The sequence below is a fragment of the Flavobacterium johnsoniae UW101 genome, from assembly GCF_000016645.1.
Classification (GTDB): Bacteria; Bacteroidota; Bacteroidia; order Flavobacteriales; family Flavobacteriaceae; genus Flavobacterium; species Flavobacterium johnsoniae.
This window is the reverse complement of the sequence record NC_009441.1, coordinates 477,894-496,084: the sequence shown is the minus strand read 5'-3', so window position 1 is coordinate 496,084 and position 18,191 is coordinate 477,894. Positions and strand designations below refer to the sequence as shown.

16 protein-coding genes and 1 tRNA gene are annotated in these 18,191 nt (G+C 32.6%); 8 read left to right on the top strand and 9 right to left on the bottom strand.

All coding sequences use genetic code 11. The features are described 5' to 3' along the window. The 3 genes from FJOH_RS02480 to FJOH_RS02470 all read left to right on the top strand — a co-directional run bounded on the left by FJOH_RS02480 (position 1) and on the right by FJOH_RS02470 (position 1,782). Positions 1-324 (top strand): MazG-like protein, encoded by a 324-nt coding sequence (locus FJOH_RS02480; protein ID WP_012022568.1) that lies wholly within the window; start codon positions 1-3, stop codon positions 322-324. A 69-nt stretch (positions 325-393) separates the two neighbouring features. Next, positions 394-963, top strand: coding sequence for a Crp/Fnr family transcriptional regulator (locus tag FJOH_RS02475; RefSeq protein ID WP_012022567.1), 570 nt, complete (start codon positions 394-396; stop codon positions 961-963). Positions 964-1,041: 78 nt separating this feature from the next. Further along, entirely contained in the window at positions 1,042-1,782 is a 741-nt protein-coding gene (locus FJOH_RS02470; RefSeq protein ID WP_012022566.1) for an SDR family oxidoreductase, read from the top strand. Between the two features lie 104 nt (positions 1,783-1,886). On the opposite strand, the gene FJOH_RS02465 is transcribed toward FJOH_RS02470, so the two are convergent. Genes FJOH_RS02465 through FJOH_RS02455 form a run of 3 tightly spaced genes read right to left on the bottom strand, consistent with a single transcriptional unit; the run spans position 1,887 to position 7,495 of the window. Then, positions 1,887-4,310, bottom strand: a complete 2,424-nt coding sequence (locus tag FJOH_RS02465) for an ABC transporter permease (protein WP_012022565.1) — start codon at positions 4,308-4,310, stop codon at positions 1,887-1,889. A 46-nt stretch (positions 4,311-4,356) separates the two neighbouring features. Next, a complete protein-coding gene (locus tag FJOH_RS02460) occupies positions 4,357-6,780 on the bottom strand; it encodes an ABC transporter permease (RefSeq protein ID WP_012022564.1) in 2,424 nt (807 codons plus the stop codon). 4 nt (positions 6,781-6,784) lie between these two features. Further along, entirely contained in the window at positions 6,785-7,495 is a 711-nt protein-coding gene (locus FJOH_RS02455) for an ABC transporter ATP-binding protein (RefSeq protein WP_012022563.1), read from the bottom strand. A 278-nt stretch (positions 7,496-7,773) separates the two neighbouring features. Here FJOH_RS02455 and FJOH_RS02450 point away from each other — a divergent pair, with 278 nt between their 5' ends. The 5 genes from FJOH_RS02450 to FJOH_RS02430 all read left to right on the top strand — a co-directional run bounded on the left by FJOH_RS02450 (position 7,774) and on the right by FJOH_RS02430 (position 13,980). Continuing rightward, positions 7,774-9,123 carry a sigma-54-dependent transcriptional regulator gene (locus tag FJOH_RS02450; protein ID WP_012022562.1) on the top strand — a complete coding sequence of 450 codons (1,350 nt, stop codon included), beginning with the start codon at positions 7,774-7,776 and terminating at the stop codon, positions 9,121-9,123. 1 nt (position 9,124) lies between these two features. Next, a complete protein-coding gene (locus tag FJOH_RS02445) occupies positions 9,125-10,459 on the top strand; it encodes a sensor histidine kinase (protein ID WP_012022561.1) in 1,335 nt (444 codons plus the stop codon). 133 nt (positions 10,460-10,592) lie between these two features. After that, positions 10,593-11,963, top strand: a complete 1,371-nt coding sequence (locus tag FJOH_RS02440; protein WP_012022560.1) for a hypothetical protein — start codon at positions 10,593-10,595, stop codon at positions 11,961-11,963. Continuing rightward, complete coding sequence (locus FJOH_RS02435) at positions 11,960-13,522, top strand: serine hydrolase (protein WP_012022559.1); 1,563 nt, start codon at positions 11,960-11,962, stop codon at positions 13,520-13,522. The genes FJOH_RS02440 and FJOH_RS02435 overlap by 4 nt, the downstream gene beginning before the upstream one ends. 95 nt (positions 13,523-13,617) lie before the next feature. Then, complete coding sequence (locus tag FJOH_RS02430; RefSeq protein WP_012022558.1) at positions 13,618-13,980, top strand: MerR family transcriptional regulator; 363 nt, start codon at positions 13,618-13,620, stop codon at positions 13,978-13,980. 53 nt (positions 13,981-14,033) lie between these two features. On the opposite strand, the gene FJOH_RS02425 is transcribed toward FJOH_RS02430, so the two are convergent. The 6 genes from FJOH_RS02425 to FJOH_RS02400 all read right to left on the bottom strand — a co-directional run bounded on the left by FJOH_RS02425 (position 14,034) and on the right by FJOH_RS02400 (position 18,154). Then, positions 14,034-14,450, bottom strand: coding sequence for a helix-turn-helix domain-containing protein (locus FJOH_RS02425; protein ID WP_012022557.1), 417 nt, complete (start codon positions 14,448-14,450; stop codon positions 14,034-14,036). A gap of 135 nt (positions 14,451-14,585) precedes the next feature. Beyond that, positions 14,586-15,047 carry a MarR family winged helix-turn-helix transcriptional regulator gene (locus FJOH_RS02420; protein ID WP_012022556.1) on the bottom strand — a complete coding sequence of 154 codons (462 nt, stop codon included), beginning with the start codon at positions 15,045-15,047 and terminating at the stop codon, positions 14,586-14,588. Between the two features lie 90 nt (positions 15,048-15,137). Continuing rightward, the gene (locus FJOH_RS02415) at positions 15,138-15,497 is read right to left on the bottom strand and encodes a VOC family protein (RefSeq protein ID WP_012022555.1); all 360 of its coding nucleotides are present in this window, start codon (positions 15,495-15,497) and stop codon (positions 15,138-15,140) included. A gap of 145 nt (positions 15,498-15,642) precedes the next feature. Next, entirely contained in the window at positions 15,643-16,290 is a 648-nt protein-coding gene (locus FJOH_RS02410) for a class I SAM-dependent methyltransferase (protein ID WP_012022554.1), read from the bottom strand. A gap of 381 nt (positions 16,291-16,671) precedes the next feature. Next, positions 16,672-16,749 (bottom strand) — tRNA-Val (locus FJOH_RS02405). 178 nt (positions 16,750-16,927) lie between these two features. Continuing rightward, on the bottom strand, positions 16,928-18,154 hold the full coding sequence (locus tag FJOH_RS02400; RefSeq protein ID WP_012022553.1) for a bifunctional folylpolyglutamate synthase/dihydrofolate synthase: 1,227 nt from the start codon (positions 18,152-18,154) through the stop codon (positions 16,928-16,930). Positions 18,155-18,191: the final 37 nt, after the last annotated feature.

The following is an 18,191-nucleotide window of genomic DNA, read 5'->3' as shown; positions in this document are numbered from 1 at the left end:
ATGGCATCAATAAATTTTGAACAGCTCAAAGAACGTTCTTTAGAAATAAGAAAGCGTTATCACGAATTAGAATTATCGCATCACGGAAGCGAATGGACAATAGAAGAAGATGCATTGGCATTTTTGACAGATGCCGGCTTAATTGGCCGTAACGTAATGTCGCAGCAGGGAAGATGGCCAAAAGGAAACACAGAACAGGAACTCAAACATAAATTAGGAGAATCCATTTGGTGGCTTACGGTTTTGGCCGAAAGAATGAATATTGATATTGAAAAAGCCACGGAAGATTTTTTAACCAGTACCGAAAATTTATTGGGAAAATAACTTTTATGTTTTGAATCGTTTTTGCCAAATGGCAAATTCTGCACCAATAACTTTGATTAACTTGCCTCTATGAAAGAATTTATAGATTATATATTGCAATTTGGGACTTTAAATCAGCATCAGCTGGATTTAATTGCAAGTAAAACAACTGTATTGGAACTTCAGAAAGATGAATATTTTTCAGAAGCCGGAAAAATTGCCCAGCAGGTTGGTTTTGTTTTAGAAGGAATTACCCGTGTTTGTTACTACAATAACAAAGGCGAGGAAATTACTAAATATTTTATCGACGAAAATAATCTGGTTGTTGATATGGAAAGTTTCGATAATGATATTTGTTCCAATGCTTATGTGCAGGCGATAACAGATTGTAAATTGCTGGTTTTTTCTAAAAAAGACTGGAAAGAACTTTTAGAAACAATAATTGGCTGGGATGCCATTGTACACAGAATTATTTCGAAAGCATTGAGACAAAAAGTAGAAAGAAGAAGTCCGCTGGTTTCAGAAGATGCTACTACGCGTTATTTAATGTTTTTAAAAATCTATCCCAACGTTATCAATCGCATTCCGTTATCTTATGTGGCATCTTATTTAGGAATTACACAATCGTCTTTAAGTAGAATTAGAAAAAACATTCGTTAAATTGCTTTTTGCCAAATGGCAAATGATTCCATTTTTAAAGTAACCAACTTTGTATTATAATTTTAAAACAATTTAAAAATGAAATCAGTATTAATAACAGGAGCAAATAGAAGCATAGGATTAGAAATAACAAAACAGCTTTCAAAACAGGGATTGTTTGTGTATTTAGGAAGCCGCGATCTTGAAAAAGGAAACGAAATTGTAAAAGAATTAAACAAAGATGGTTTTCAAAATATCAAAGCGATTCAAATTGATGTTACCAATCCGGATTCAATTTTAGCAGCAAAAAAGATTGTAGAAAACGAGCAGGGAAAATTAGATATCCTAATCAACAATGCAGGAATAAGCGGCGGCCAGTTTCCTCAAACTGCTTCAGACACCAGTGTTAAAGACATTAAAAATGTATTTGAAACTAACTTTTTTGGTGTTATAAGCGTTACTCAGGCTTTTTTGGAATTACTTAAAAAATCAGACAGTCCGAGAATTAGTAATATAACTTCCGGACTTGGTTCTTTAACTCTGCATAGTGATGCATCATGGAAATATTACGATTTTAAATCAGCGGCTTACGGAACTTCAAAAACAGCATTAAATGCATATACCATTGTACTGGCTTATGAACTAAAAGATTTATCTTTTAAAGTAAATGCAATTGATCCGGGTTACACGGCAACAGACTTCAATCATTATAGCGGTCCCGGAACTGTAGAAAGTGCAGCATCTTTTATTATCAAACATACATTAACTGATGAAAACGGACCAACGGGACAATTTTTCAGTAATGATATTGAAGATGAAACAGGGGTAAGTCCTTGGTAAAAAGTTCAAATTATCAATATAAAAAAGACTCCAATGATTTATTGGAGTCTTTTTTGGTTTTAAATCTGAATTAATGTCTTTTATAAAATAATTAAATGAACTTTTTACTCATATTTTAAGTATTTCAAAACATCCGTTTTGGCTGCTGCATAAGCTCTTGACAACACAATTAATAAAGTCAGAACCATTAAAATTGTAAACCCAAGAATAAACGGAAATACGCTTATCTCAATTCTGAATGCAAAGTTGTCAAGCCATTTTTTTAGAAAATAATAAACGGGAAACAATGCAGTTAAAAATCCAATTATGCAGTAAAAGACATACTGTTTAGATAATTCTTTAAGCAAAGTATTCGTTTCGGCTCCCAGTGTTTTTCTAATCGCAATTTCTTTCATTCGTCTTTGTATAGAATATGATGCAAGAGAAAATAAACCAAATAGTGCAATTAGAATTACTACAATATTAAGCAGTGAAAACAAATTCTTTTGCTTGGTGTAAGTTTCATAAGTTCTTGCATATTGCTTGTCTACAAAATCATATTGAAAAGGATATTCAGTATCTACTTTTGTTTTCCAGAAATCCTCAATAGAAGAAATCGTATTTTGGATATTATCTGATTTTAATTTTATATAAACCGTATTGATTTCTCCCGCCATATCCAAACTTTTGATATGATAAAAAGTCATTGGCAAAACGGCAGATTCAGGACTTAGCAAATTGAAATCCTTAACAATACCAATGATTTTCATGGGCTGATTACCAATTCTAATTTCAGTATTAATGGGATCTTTAATATTCATCAGTTTTAAGGCTGTCTCATTTATTAAAACAGAACTCGTAGTATCAGAAGCTATTTTTTTATCGAAATCTCTTCCTTTTATTATTTTTATTTTCATTAAATCCAGCATTCCATAATCTAATCCAATTGCTTTTTGTTTAAAAAGTTCGTCTTTATACCAAATTGGCGCTAAAGAAGTATCATTTCCGTCAAAGGAAACTAAACCCGTAGAAACTTTATCAACACCTTTTATCTTAGATAGTTCTTCTTTGATGGCAGTGTATCGGCTGAAAATCTTTTTACCAATTTCATCTCCTTCATAATAAGATGGCGGAAAATTTAATGAAACGGCTAATACCTGACTGCCTTTAAAACCCAAATCTTTGTTAGTTAAATATTGTATTTGTTCATAGACGATATTGGAGCCAATAATAAAGAAGGCCGCAATTGCAAATTGAAAAATCAACATTCCGTTGCGAAGCCAAATACCATTTTTACTTCTTTCAAAATTGCCTTTTAATACTTTTATAGTTTCAAAATTAGAGACATAAAGTGCCGGGAATATACCAGCGGTTAAGATTGTGAGAATAAAAATAAGAATCAATTGCAGATAAAACTGACTGCCAATGATCATTAAATTCTTATCCAGAAAATTATTGTAATAAGGCAGAGTAAGTTCTACAATTACCAAAGCCAGCAAAATAGAGAAACTGCAAATTAGAACTGTTTCAAAAATAAATTGTAGCACAATATCTTTTTTTGATGCTCCAAGAATTTTTCTAACTCCAACTTCTTTGGCTCGTTTAATGGCATTTGCGGTTGCCATGTTAATGTAATTCACTATTGATAAAATAAGAATAAGGACAGATAATCCTGCCATTATCCATAGAAACTGGTAATTTCCCCTTCCTTCTGGATAGCCGTCAGCGATAGAATGTAGTCTTGCATCAGAAAGCGGCTCTAGAAAAATTTTAAAATGACCAATCTTTTTTTCCATTTCGGCAGGTGTCATTCCCGCTTCTTTTGAACTTTTTACAATGATTTCATCATAATAAACCTTTTCTAACATTCTTTTAGTCACATCAATTTTCGAAGGATCTTTAATTTTTAAAAGAATTTTTAAAACAAAAAGACCTCGGTTTTTATTAATATCAACTAAATCCTTCATGTTATTGACAACCACGTTAGGCATAATTGAAGAATTATCAGGAACTCGATAAACAGCACGAACTGTAAACATCGCAGAAAGGCAATTGATTTGTTTTCCAATTGGGTTTTCATTACCAAATACTCTTTTTGAAATGTCTTCAGAAATTGCAATACTCGAACCATCTTTTAGTGCTGAAGCGGCATTGCCATGAATTATTTTAAAAGGAAAAATAGAAAAGAAATCACTTTCGACATTGATAATTTTATTTACCGTCTCTTTTTTTCCTTTATAAGTGATTTTGTCTTTTTTATACCAATTATCAGCATAAACAATATTTTCAACATTAGGATCATTTTCTAAATATGCTTTTAACCGAACTGAATTTTCAGCCACGGCGGGCATATCACTTAATTGAACCAAAACCTGATAAACATTATCTTTTTCAGGATTCCATTTATTGTAACTATGTTCGTCGTTCCAATAGAGCAGGGCAAAAATAAGCCCTGCAATTCCTATTGATAATCCTAAAATATTTAATGTAGAAAATAGTTTATTGTGTTTTAACTGGTAAATAAATATATTGATATAGTTTAGTATCATAGTTTTTTGGGAAGTTAGTTTGTTGAAAAATCAAAAGCTGTAATGATTATTCATATTTAAGATATTTCAAAACATCAACTTTAGTTGCCTGATACGCTCTGGAAAGAACTACCAATAAAGTCAAAATCAACAAAGCTGTAAATCCAATTAAAAACGGATAAATAGAAATGGTAATTCTGTACGAGAAATTTTCAAGCCATTTATTTAGCAGATAATAAGCGGGAAATAAAGCAATTAAAAAACCAACTACGCTAAAAAGAATATATTGTTTACAGAGTTCCTTTAGTAATACATTGGTTTCTGCACCCAGTGTTTTTCGAATTGCGATTTCTTTCATTCGTCTTTCTATAGAATAAGATGCAAGAGCAAATAATCCTAAAAGCGCAATTGTGATAACAATGATATTCAATAAAGAAAAAAGATTTTTTTGTTTTACATAACTGCTGAATGATCTTTTGTATTGTTTATCAACAAAATCGTATACAAATGGATAATCCGGATCTACTTTTTTGATCCAAAGATTTTCTATACCAGCTATAGTTTGCTGCATAGTTTTAGGATCGGCAGTGATGTAAATATTATTTAAGTTTGCTGTAAACCAAGGCACAGTTTTAAAATGAAAAAATGACATTGGAGGAATTGGTTCTCCAGGGTTACCTACATTAAAATCTTTTACAACTCCAACAATAATGGCATCTAGTCCGTTCCAGTGTACTTTTTTGCCTATCGGATCTTTTTCATTTAATAATTTTAGAGCTGTTTCATTAATTAACATTGAAGAAATGGTATCCTGAGCAAATTCTGGATTGAAAGAACGTCCTTTTACAATTTTAATTTTCATCATTTCCAGCAGTCCAAAATCGATTGGCATATTACTGCCGTCAATATTTAGATCTTTATAGTGATAAGAAATTACAGATCTTGCTCCATTTCCTAAAACAAAACCAGCGCTCGAAACCTGCTGAACTCCTTTTATATGCTGCAATTGGTTTTTAATAATAGTGTATCGTTCAAAACGGTCTTTATTAGTTATTCCTTCGCCATAGATATTTCGGTATGAAATATTAAGAATCTGTTTGCCGTTAAAACCCAAATCTTTCGAGTTCATAAGATCTATTTGTTCGTATACAACATAAGATCCAACAATAAAGAAGGCAGCTACTGCAAATTGAAAAATAAGCATACCGTTTCTAAGCCAGACACCGCTTTTGCTTCTGCCAAAATTCCCCTTCAATACTTTTAGCGATTCAAAATTAGAAACATAAACAGCCGGAAATATCCCTGCCAGTATTACAGTAATAACGAATATAACGACAAGCTGTAAATAAAACTGACTGCTTTGCAATGCAAGAGATTTTTCTAAAAAAGCATTGTAATAAGGCAGAGAAAGTTCTACAATAACTAGCGATATTAAAATGGAAAGCAAAGCGATTACTGCGGTTTCAAAAATAAATTGTTTGACAATAGCTGTTTTTGAAGCGCCGATAATTTTGCGCACTCCAACTTCTTTGGCTCTTTTTACAGCATTTGCCGTAGCCGAATTGACATAATTTACAATTGATAAGATTAGAATTAAAACCGATAACCCAACCATGATAAGCAGAAATTGATAATTACCTTTAGGTTCTGCCAAACCGCCGGTTTTGGTATGAAGGCGAATAGACGACAACGATTCTAAACATGGTTTTACTTCGCCATATTTCTTAATAAATTCTTCTGGTGAAATACCTTGATTTTTAGCATAACGAGATGTCATATTCTCAAAATATATTTTTTGAAGATTTTGAGTCACTCGTTTTTGCTCACTCGGATTTTTTAGTTTTAATAACAGCACAAATTGAAAATCACCCCAGGCCTGAGCGTTTCCTTTTAATCGTTCATCCATAAAGTTAACCACGCAGGACGGGTTATAAGCTGATTTTTTATCGAGTTTGTAAACACCTGTTACGATTAGGTTTTTACCTTTCAGCACAACTTGTTTTCCCAAAGCAGTTTCGTTTCCAAAAAGCTGAGCCGCCAAATCTTGAGATAAACAAATACTGTTTATATCTGGTAATGCGGTTTTTGAATTTCCTTCGATAAATGAATAAGGGAAATACTCAAAGAAATTTTTTTGCGCTGCAATTATTTTATCTGACTGTACTTTTTTGTTATTAAAACGAATGATTTCATTGTCGTAATCACCACTCAAATAGCAGTAAGATGCTACTTCAGGATTTATCTCTTTTATGGCAGGTCCTATTGGTGCCGAACTTGATGCCCAGTATGTAGTCGCGTCCATTTGGTTGGCGACTAAAAAGATATTGTCTTTATTAGGGTTCCATTGATCGTAACTTTGTTCGTCGTTCCAATATAAAATCGCAAAAATTAAACCTGCGATTCCAATACTCAAACCTAAAACATTTAAAGCTGTAAAAAGCTTATTGTTTTTGATGTGATAAATAAATATGTTGATCCAGTTTTTAAGCATGATCCTAATTTTTAGAAGTTACCAAAACATCAACATTTTTGTGATTTAATTTCTCTGAAAGAATAACGCCGTCTTTCATTAAAATAGTTCTCTGCGAAAAAGAAGCATCATAATCAGAATGCGTAACCATCAAAATTGTAGAACCGCTTGCATGAAGATCTGTCAATAATTCCATTACCTCATTTCCGTTTTTACTATCCAGATTTCCTGTAGGCTCATCGGCCAGAATAATTTTAGGATTATTTATTAAAGCTCTTGCAACCGCAACACGCTGCTGCTGACCTCCTGAAAGCTGCTGCGGAAAATGTTTCAAACGATGTGAAATGCCCAATATATTGGCAATATCTTCTACTTTTTTCTTTCTTTCAAAAGCATGAATTTTATTGTAAAGCAATGGCAATTCGATATTGTCATAAACAGATAATTCATCTATTAAATTAAAATTCTGAAATATAAAACCGATATTCTTTTTTCTGGCTTTTGATTTCAGGTTCTCTTTTAGTCCAACCATTTCCTGATCGAGTAAGGTATAACTTCCGTCAGTAGCACTGTCTAAAAGTCCTATAATGTTTAATAAAGTAGATTTCCCGCTTCCCGACGGCCCCATTATCGATACAAAATCGCCTTCGTTTATGGTTAATGAAACTTCACTTAAAGCTTTTGTTTCTACTTCTTCTGTTCTAAAAATTTTTGAAAGATTTTTGATGGTAATCATAATTGATTTTTTAAAATTTGATTGATGTTCGTTTTTTGATCTTCAGAAGTAAAAGAAACACAGTCGGAAAATTAAGATAATTAATAATACGGCTGATAGATATTTATTTTGTTATTTTTACCTCTGAAAGACTTTAATAATTAATGATTTACGAGTAGAAATGTGATTTTCGTGCCAAGAAATTAAATCTTGTAACTGCTTAATTTTTAAAATTTTATTTTTTCAAAAAAAATCACAATGTCCATAATTGGACACTTTTTGTCCAAAACTGAACAATAATGAAAAAAACAAACGCTTCAATTTTAATCATCGACGATCAGGAAGATATTCTTTTTGCCTCAAAAGTATATCTGAAAAAGTATTTTGAGAACATTCATACCTTAAATAATCCGAAAAAAATAGTCGAATTACTATCTCAAAACAGCATTGATGTTGTTTTGCTCGACATGAATTACAGGATAGGTTTTGAAGATGGAAGGGAAGGACTCTATTTATTAAAAGAAATAAAAACGCTTTCGCCAAAAACAGTTGTAATTTTAATGACAGCTTTTGGAAAAGTAGAAACCGCAGTTGAAGGATTAAAAGCGGGCGCTTTTGATTATATCTTAAAGCCCTGGGAAAACAAAAAACTATTAGAATCTGTAAAGCAGGCGGTAGACAAATCCCGTAAAGAACAAAAAAAGAACAAAGAGATTGAAAACGAAAACGACTTTTTTGTTGGAACTTCTGAAATTATAAAAAAAGCCTATTCACTTGCCGATAAAGTTGCCAAAACCGATGCAAATGTTTTGATTTTGGGAGAAAACGGAACTGGGAAATTTGTTTTGGCGCATCATATTTACAGTCAGTCCGAAAGAAAAAACAATCCGTTTATTGCCGTCGATTTGGGTTCTTTGAATTCGAATATTTTCGAAAGCGAATTGTTTGGTTATGCTAAAGGCGCTTTTACCGATGCCAAAATAGATACACCGGGACGTTTTGAAATGGCGCAGAACGGCACTATTTTTTTAGATGAAATAGGAAACGTGCCATTGCATTTGCAGTCAAAATTATTACAGGTTATTCAAACCAAAACCGTAACCAGATTAGGAGAAACAAAAGCAAGACCTTTAAATGTGCGAATTATTACGGCGACCAATTTGAATTTGAAACTGGAAGTTGCCGATAAAAATTTTAGAGAAGATTTGTATTACCGAATCAATACAATGGAAATAGTTTTGCCTCCGTTAAGAGAGAGAAACGAAGATAAAATTCCGCTGGCAGAATATCTTCTGGAAAAAATGAGGGATAAATACGGAAGAGGTGAAATTACTTTTGACAAAAAGGTATTAGAACAAATTGAAAATCATGCCTGGAACGGAAATATCCGCGAAATGGAAAATAAAATTGAACGCGCCGTTATTCTTTGCGAAAACAATAAAATCACCGTTTCAGATCTGGATTTAGAAATCATAACGCCTTATGATGAAAACCCGGACGATATTCAGCTTTCGACTGTAGAAAAAGCGGCGATCGAAAAAGCACTGCTTAAACACAATAACAATATCAGTAAAACTGCCGAAGAGCTGGGTTTGTCAAGAGGTTCGTTGTACCGACGTTTAGAGAAATATAATATCAATATTAATTAGTATGTTTAAAACGCTGCAAACCTATAAACTGCTTTTTTTTCGATTACTGGCTATTATTGCAGCGATCGAAATTTCGATTTATTTCTTTAAAATCAATTTGTTTTTTACGGGCATATTTGGCTTTTTTATTGTTTTTCTTCTCATTCGCGAAATGTATTTTTATGTTCGAAATTTTGTTTTAATTTACAATAAAACTATTGCTTCGATACTTCAGGATGATTTTTCATCAGATTTTAAAAAGCATAAAGAGAATAGTAATTACAATGACTTGTTTCAATTGTACGATACTTTGAAGAACAGGCAGAACGAACAAATTTCAAAAGATATTATTTACCGTTCTATTTTAAACAACATCGAAACCGGAATTATCATTTTACAAAAACACGATAATGATTGGGATATATTTTTGATGAACGATTATTTTTCTTCTCATTTTAATGTGCCCAAAGTTTCAAAATGGAAATATCTTAAAAATCAGCTGCCATCACTTTGTGAAATTATTGAAGTTGATGATTTTCATGAAATAAAAACATCTGTAGAAATCAGCATCAACGAACAAAATAACCAGACTTTTGTTTTGCAGGCTTCAAGAACCGAGATTTTTGAACGCGATTATTATATCGTTTTGTTAGATTCGATCCAGAATGTTGTCGAGAAAAAAGAAAAGGATGCCTGGGTAAATTTGATGAAAGTAATTTCGCATGAGCTTTTAAATTCTATAACGCCCATTCGTTCTATTTGCCAAAACCTGCAGGATTTGGTAGAACAGGATTCACTTTCGGCAGAAGATCTGGAAGATATTAAAAACAGTGTCGAAACCATGTTAAGGCGAAGTGACCATTTACAGAAATTTGTCGAAGGTTATCGAAAACTGGCGATGCTTCCTTCTCCTAAAAAAGAAAAAACAGAATTAAAGGATTTGATTGATAATTGTCTTCAAATCATGAATCCGTTGTTTAAAAAAGACGGCATTGAAGTAGAGAATTTAATCTCTTTAAAACGCCTGATAAATGTTGATGCGCAGCAAACTGAACAAGTCATCATTAACCTTTTGACAAACTCGATAAACGCCTTAAAAAATACCAGCAAGAAACAGATTTTAATTTCGGCGGAAGCCAAAGAAAACAGAATCTTCATTAAAATAACCGATAACGGAAATGGAATAGAAAAAGAAATTGAAAATAAAATTTTCCTGCCTTTTTTTACCACCCGAAATGAAGGCGCCGGAATTGGTTTAACACTTTCCAAAAACATCATAGAAGCGCACGGTGGTTATATTTCTTTTAAAACCGAGAATGAAAAAACGGTTTTTGAGATTTGTTTGGTTGAAGGATAAGGTTTTTGAGTTTAGTTTTAATAAAGATATTTCTTATATATTAGCAAGATAAATACTTTTTTTATGAGATAAGAAAAGTAGAAATAACAACCAAAAACAAATAAATCACCATTTTAACAGCCGTATAAACAGGATGAAGAACAGATTTTTACTTGCATTCTTATTTTTGACAATTTTTGCATTTGGGCAAAAAACAACTTTTAAAATTAAATATTCTGAACAATTAGCGGTTTTTGTTTTCTTGCAGAATCTCTCTGAAAATTATCCTGATAATGTTTTTAAAACCGAATTTCAGAAATCAAAATACAATACGGATAAATACAAAAACGTAATTTCAAAATTCGAACAACTAAGAATTGACTACAGTTATAGGTTTGAAGAGTTTCCGTATGGTTCAAAGAAAACAATGCAGACAGAAGATATCCTCAAAAAAAATCTAATCGAGACTGGAAATTTAGGAAGTTTTAAAATTCGTTCTGTTGGGATTATTCCAAATAAAACCTTGATTGATTTGGCAGAAAGTATTTCAGAATTTACGCCAATTTACAATGAACTGATTTATAATCCGAATAAAGAAAAGTTTGAAAAACAATTGGAAGAAATTACAAAATATTCCAATGAACATCAGATAGAGAACTACTTTAATACAGGATTGGTATTTTATAACTCAAGCTGGGATAATGCAATTCCGTTTGAAATTGCTTTTTATCCGCTCCCAAATTCTAAAGGTTTTACAGCGCAGGCGTTTTGTAACAATTTTATCAGCGCGATACAAACAGATCTAAAATCCTATAAAGATTTATTCAGCGTAATGCTTCACGAAACCTATCATATTATTTATGATGAACAATCGCTGGAAGTAAAAACTCAAATCGATACTTATTTTAAAGAAAATAAATCGAAATGCAGTAATTATGCTTATCAATTAATGAATGAAGTTTTGGCAACGGCTTTAGGCAATGGCTATGTTTATGGGCAGTTAGACGGAAAAATGGATACTTACGATTGGTACAACAAAAAGTATATAAATCTTATGGCCAAGCAGATTTATCCATTAGTTAAAGAATATATTGATGAGAAAAAGCCAATGGATAAAAATTTCATTGATAATTATATTCAGGCTTATGAAGTAAATTTTCCAAATTGGATCAATGAACTGGATAATATCATGACTTATAGATATGTGATTTCTGAAAACGAAAAAGATTTTGATGTCATAAATAAAATGTTTCGTTATCGTTCCAGAACACAATACGAAGATCAAATAACAGAAACCAGTATTGAGAAAATGCAGGAAACACCATTAACAAAAGTGATCATCATTTCTAAAAACAATTCTCAAAAGCTAAAACTGATAAAAAGTAAATTTATGGAATTAAAAAAATGGCAGTTTAAAGCTGACAAGGAGTTTGCAGAAAAAATTCTGCTGGACGACAAAAGCCAGTTAATTGTAATAAATCAAAAAGAATCTACAATTGAATCTCTTATTAAAACCATAAAATGAAAAAAGTAAATAGTTTTTTAGTTTCAGTGATCTGCATTTGTTTTTCATCTGCAACGGCATTTGCTCAATTAACATCGCAGCAAATTGATGTTTTGATGGAATCTGCCCTGACAAAGTTTAAAGTGGCAGGCGCATCAATTGCTGTTGTTAAAGATGGAAAAATAATTCACTTAAAAGGATATGGAGTTGGTTCTGTAGAAACAAAAAAAGCAGTAAATGAAAATACTAATTTTCAAATTGCCTCAAACAGTAAAGCATTTACCACGGCAGCGCTTTCTATTTTAGAAGATGAAGGAAAAATAAAATGGACCGATAAAGTAAGAGATTATCTTCCGGAGTTTAAAATGTATAACGATTATGTAACCGAAAATTTCAACATACAGGATTTATTGACTCATCGCAGCGGACTAGGTTTAGGAGTGGGTGATTTGATGTTTTTTCCCGATGGTTCTAATTTTACCATTAAAGATGTCTTGACGAGTTTTCAGTATTTTAAACCCGTTTCGGCTTTTAGAACCAAATTTGATTATGATAATTTGCTTTATATCGTAGCAGGAGAAGTAATTGCAAGGGTAAGCGGTATGAGTTACGAAGAATTTGTGCAAAAAAGAATCATTACTCCTTTGCAAATGAATAATACGTTTGTGGGAAGCCGTTTGATAAAAGACAAATCTAATTTTGCGGTTTCACATTCATCTGAATCTGGAACGATAAAAACAATTGACGGTTTTGGAGATCAAATGAATGCGGCTGCGGGCGGTATATTTTCTAATGCTTCAGATATGGCAAAATGGATGATTGTTCGTTTGAATAAAGGCCAATATGGAGAAGACCCAAAAACAACACTTTTTTCTTTAAAAAACCATAAAGAAATGTGGAGAATCCACACGGTTCAGGAATCAGATGAAAACTCAAGATATAATTTTCATTTTAACGGCTATGGTTTGGGCTGGCAAGTATCAGATGAAAAAGGAAATTTAAAAGTATCGCATACCGGAGGTCTGCCGGGAATGCTTTCTATTGTAACCATGTATCCGGATCTCAATTTAGGGATTGTAGTTTTAACCAATACCGAAAATGGCGGAGCAGGACTTTTTTCAGCAGTTTCAAATACGATTTCAGACAGTTATTTAGGTTTAGACGATTTTGGCTGGACTGATAAATTAGTAGAATGGATGAAAGAGGATAGAAATACGGGTGACGATGTAACCAAAAAAGTCTGGGAAAAAGTTAAGCTGTCAAAAAATGTAAAAATAAAAAACGAAGACTTTATAGGTGTTTATGCAGACAAATGGTTTGGCGAAATTGAAGTATTTGAAAAGAACAAACAATTATGGTTTAAATCCTATCGTTCGCCTAAATTAAACGGTCCGATGGCTTTTTATAATGCGAATACATTTGCTGTAAAATGGGAATATCAAGCTATGAATTGCGATGCATTAGCCATGTTTTCTCTGGATGAAAACGGCAAAGCTCAATCTATTAAAATGAAAGGCATTTCTCCAAACATTGATTTTAGTTTTGACTTTCAGGATTTGGATTTAATAAGAGTTAAATAAAAACATATTAGATAAGATAAAAAGCTGGTATATTTGCAACAATAAAGTATAGACTATACTCTATACTTTATTGTTTTTTATTAAAAAAGAAGGCTATGCTTATAAACGAATTATCAAAAAGAACTGGATTGTCAATCCATACTATCAGATACTATGAAAACTTAGGAATGATTGAAGGATTTACGAATGAAAAGGTCAAATCCAATAATTACAAACATTATAACGATAATGTGATTGAACGCCTCGAAATTATTATAGAAGCAAAAGAAGTAGGCTTTACCTTAGCAGAAATTAAAAAAATATTGACAGCCTGGTTCGAAAGTACAGATTCTAAACCAGAAACACTTGAGCTTTTTAAGGCTAAGATTAAAGAGATCGATAATAAAATAAAATATTTTAAACAGACTAGGTCACTTCTTGAGAAAGTTTGTGAGAAACTACAGAATGATGAATGTTGATAGCATAAAAAAACTCCATTAGAAATAATGGAGTTTTTTTATGCTTTAAAAGGTTATTTTCCTTTTACTATTTTTTCAAGATATTCAACTTTATCTTTTTCTGTCTGGATCAAACGTTCATAAAGTTTTTCTTTTTCTTGATAAAGTTCTACAACTTTATCAAGCGGATTAAAAGTAGGTTGAAAATTGACTGCATTTAATGTTGAACTGTCGTGACTATTAAATGTATTATTAATGATGCTTAGTATGTTTTCGTCGCTGTAATTTTTAATACCTTCAGGAGTAACGCCAAGTGCTTTTGCAACTTCTTCAAGTTTTGCGTCGTCTATAGTTTCGCTGTTTTCAATAGCAGAAATTGTTTGCTGGCTCGTGCCTAAAGCTTGTGCCAAAGCTTCCTGCTTCATATCACGAAGTTCACGAATACGGCTTATGTTTCTTCCAATGTGTTTTGGTCTTGATAGTGTGCTCATAATTCAAAGATAATAATTAAGTGTAATAAACCGGAACTGTAAAAAACAGATTTTAAATGTATGTTACAGTTGTTCTTTGGGAGCGGTAAACAAAAATACAATTTTTCTGATAAGTATTTTTAAACCGAAACACTTTTACTCTGTCTTATTTCTGTCAATAAGATTTGCCATATTAGAATTAAACAGCGGAAGATTTTCATCTAAAGAAGAAAAGAAATCAAGATCGGCGTTTTCTACTTCAATAAGACCTTTTTGTAAAATTGTTTCGCCTGTATTCGTTAATCGAATGGTTTTTGCTCTTGTATCAGTTTCATGTTCGTGTCTTGTAATAAAACCTTTTTCTTCAAGCGTTCGCAATACTTTTGAAACCATCATTCTGTCGGCATTACTCTGGTTCGCAATATCAATTTGTGTTACAGAATCGCTTTTTTTTGAAAGCCAGCCCAAAGCAGCAAGCAGCACAAATTGAGTCTGCGTTAAATCCAGCGGATCTAAAACTTTTTTTAGTTTGCGCTGCCAAAGCATGGTTAGCTGTCCAAGTAAATATCCGGGACTGTCTTTTGGACTTTTAAAATGAAAATTAATTTCCTTAGCCATAATAATGTTGAAGCATTTGTGTCAATATTAAAAATCAAGTTTATTGGTTTCAAAGATAGCCATCAGAACCAAATTACGGATTGTTTACTTTTATTTTGTCTCTAAAAAAGTAAGTTTATAACCGTCGAGATCTTTTACATGAAAAGCTCTTCCAAACGGAGTATCTATAATTGGTCCCGCCGTTGTTATTCCGTTTTCGATGTATTTCTCTTTTAGTTCGTCTACATTTTCGTTAACAGCAAACCAAAGTGCTACGCCAATTCCTAATTCTCGATCTTCTAAAGGTTCAAGTGGAGTACGAATAGCAAAACTTGCTTTTCCTTCGTCGTATTTAAAAATACAAGCCTGCGGATTAGTATTTCCAACTTCAAACCCTAATTTCTTTTCGTAAAAGTCTTTTGATGCTTCTAAATTTTTTACTTGTAGTGATGCAAATGTAAGTTCTTTCATTTTCTTAAAATTAAATTGTTGTCACAAATATAGTATACACGACAACAATATGCAAATGATTTTGGTTTTTTTAGAAATTACACAATCTTTGTTATTCCGAATGAAGTGAGAAATCGCACAATATTAGCCGATTCTCATAAGAATTTTATAAAGTGATATTGTGCCTTTTTCTTGCAGTTAATATTGTATGAATGTCAACTTCGGTTTCTGATTTCCTATATTCTACTTTGAATGTTTGGATTTCTTCAAATTTATTTTCAAAAAATTGAGTTTTTAAGTCATCTAAAGTGTAGAAATAGAAGTATATCCTGTCGCCGCTGCTTCCTGCTTGAAAGTCAGATTTATTTGGGTCGCCTTCTACAAAGCTCATGTAAATCAGTCCATTTTCATTCAATAGATTGTAACAGTTGCTAATTAGTTTTCGACTGTCTGACGGCGACAAATAGGGCAGACAAAAACCACAAACTATTCCGTCGTATTTTGTTTTAATTTCGTCAATTTGCCTGCTGTCCATTACAGCAAAACTTGCTTTTGGGTTGCTCTTACTCGCAAGTTCTATCATATTTGGCGCAATATCAATCCCGAAAATATCAAAGTCTGGTCGTTTTGATAATAGATACTTTGTAATATTTCCAGGTCCACAGCCTATTTCCAAAATTTTTGGATTTATTGTATCAATTGAACTGCATATAAAATCATAAGTGTCATTATACAAATCTAAGTCCATAAACTTGTCTTGGTATAGTGAAGCAATCTTGTTCCAGGTTTCAAATGTTTCTTTATATCTGTCCATTGTTTTTGTAGTGTTCTTAGAATATCGTTTTAATATTTTGTATCTCAAGAAACTCCTTGCTTTTGAAAAGGAGCACTTGGGCTAAACTAAAATACGATTAAAAACGGTTAGACAATATGTCGATCATTAAAAACAAATAATCTTTGCAGGTACGAATTGCAAATTCGCGCTATAGAACGTTTATAATTTAAATTTTAGATAAAGGTTTGTCATTTCGACTGAAAGGAGAAATCGCAATAGAAATTCCACCAATCTTTGTCGATTCCCGAGTGTGATTTCTCGTTCCTCGAAATGACATTACTTGAGTTTATTTGAATTAAAGAAAGGTGTAGAAGAAAGTAAAGGCATAAAAAAAACTCCTTAATTTCTTAAGGAGTTTCTTGGTGGGCGATGAGGGGTTCGAACCCCCGACCCCCTCGGTGTAAACGAGGTGCTCTGAACCAGCTGAGCTAATCGCCCTATTTTACTAGGTTGCTATCGTTTGTGATTGCGAGTGCAAATATACGCTAGTTTTTGAGTTCTGCAAAGAAATTCGAATAAAAAATAAAACTTTTTTTAAAATAAGTTCTATTTCGTTGTTTATGAATTTGTTAAAAAATAGATTTTTTTCTATTTTTTTGCTGAGGTTGGTCTTTACTTAAGACAATGGCAATTCGGCAACAACAAAAGTGCTTCCGCCAACGTAAATAAAATCATTTTTTGAGGCATTTTGCTTGGCTTTCGCGAAAGCGCTTTCAACTGAATCGTATTTTTCTCCAATTAAACCGAAGTTTTTTGCTGCGTTTTGTAATACTTCAGTCGGCAAACCACGAGATGAATTTGGACTGCAAAAATAATATTGCGCCTCTTTAGGGAAAAGCGGTAAAATAGAATCTAAATCTTTATCGTTTACAACACCCAAAACAATATGCAATTTTTCATATTTCTCATTTCGAAGCTGATTCATTACCACCGATAATCCGTGTTTGTTGTGCGCCGTATCGCATACAATTTTTGGGTTTTCACCCAATTGCTGCCATCTTCCCTGCAACCCTGTATTTTTAACCGTATTCAATAATCCTGATTTCAGGTTTTCATCAGAAATTTTGAAATCAGTAGTTTCGTTTACAATTTTTATAGTCTGCTGAACCGTCTTTTTATTATGAAACTGATAATCGCCAATTAAGTCTGATGGAAAAACTTCTGAAATTAAATCTGAAGCAAAATAGATAGGCGCTTTGTTTGCTTCGGCTTTAGCCAAAAATACAGGCTGTGTTTCCGGAGTATATTCGCCGATTACAACCGGAACATTTGGTTTAATAATTCCGGCTTTTTCGCCTGCAATCGCTTCAAGCGTATTTCCTAAAAACTGCGTGTGGTCTAAACCAATATTGGTAATTACAGAAACCAAAGGCGTAATAATATTCGTTGCGTCGAGTCTTCCGCCCAAACCAACTTCAATTATCGCAATATCTGTTTTTTCTGCTGCAAAATAATCAAATGCCAAACCAACCGACATTTCGAAGAAACTCATATCATTGGCTTCAAAGAAATCTTTGTGTTTTGCGATAAATTCACACACAAAATCTTCGGTGATTTCCTGACCGTTTATTTTGATTCTTTCTCTGAAATCTTTTAGGTGCGGCGACGTATACAAACCTACTTTATAACCCGCTTCCTGCAAAACCGAAGCCAGCATGTGCGATGTTGATCCTTTTCCGTTCGTTCCCGCAACGTGAATCGTTTGTAATTTCTTTTCCGGATTGCCAAGATGCTCTGCCAGTAACTTGATGTTAGTCAGGTCTTCTTTGTATGCCGAAGCACCCTGAAGCTGATACATTGGTAATTGATTAAACATCCAGTTTGTTGTTTCCTGATAGTTCATTTTATTTGGATAAAATAGTGTGTAATTGAAATAATTT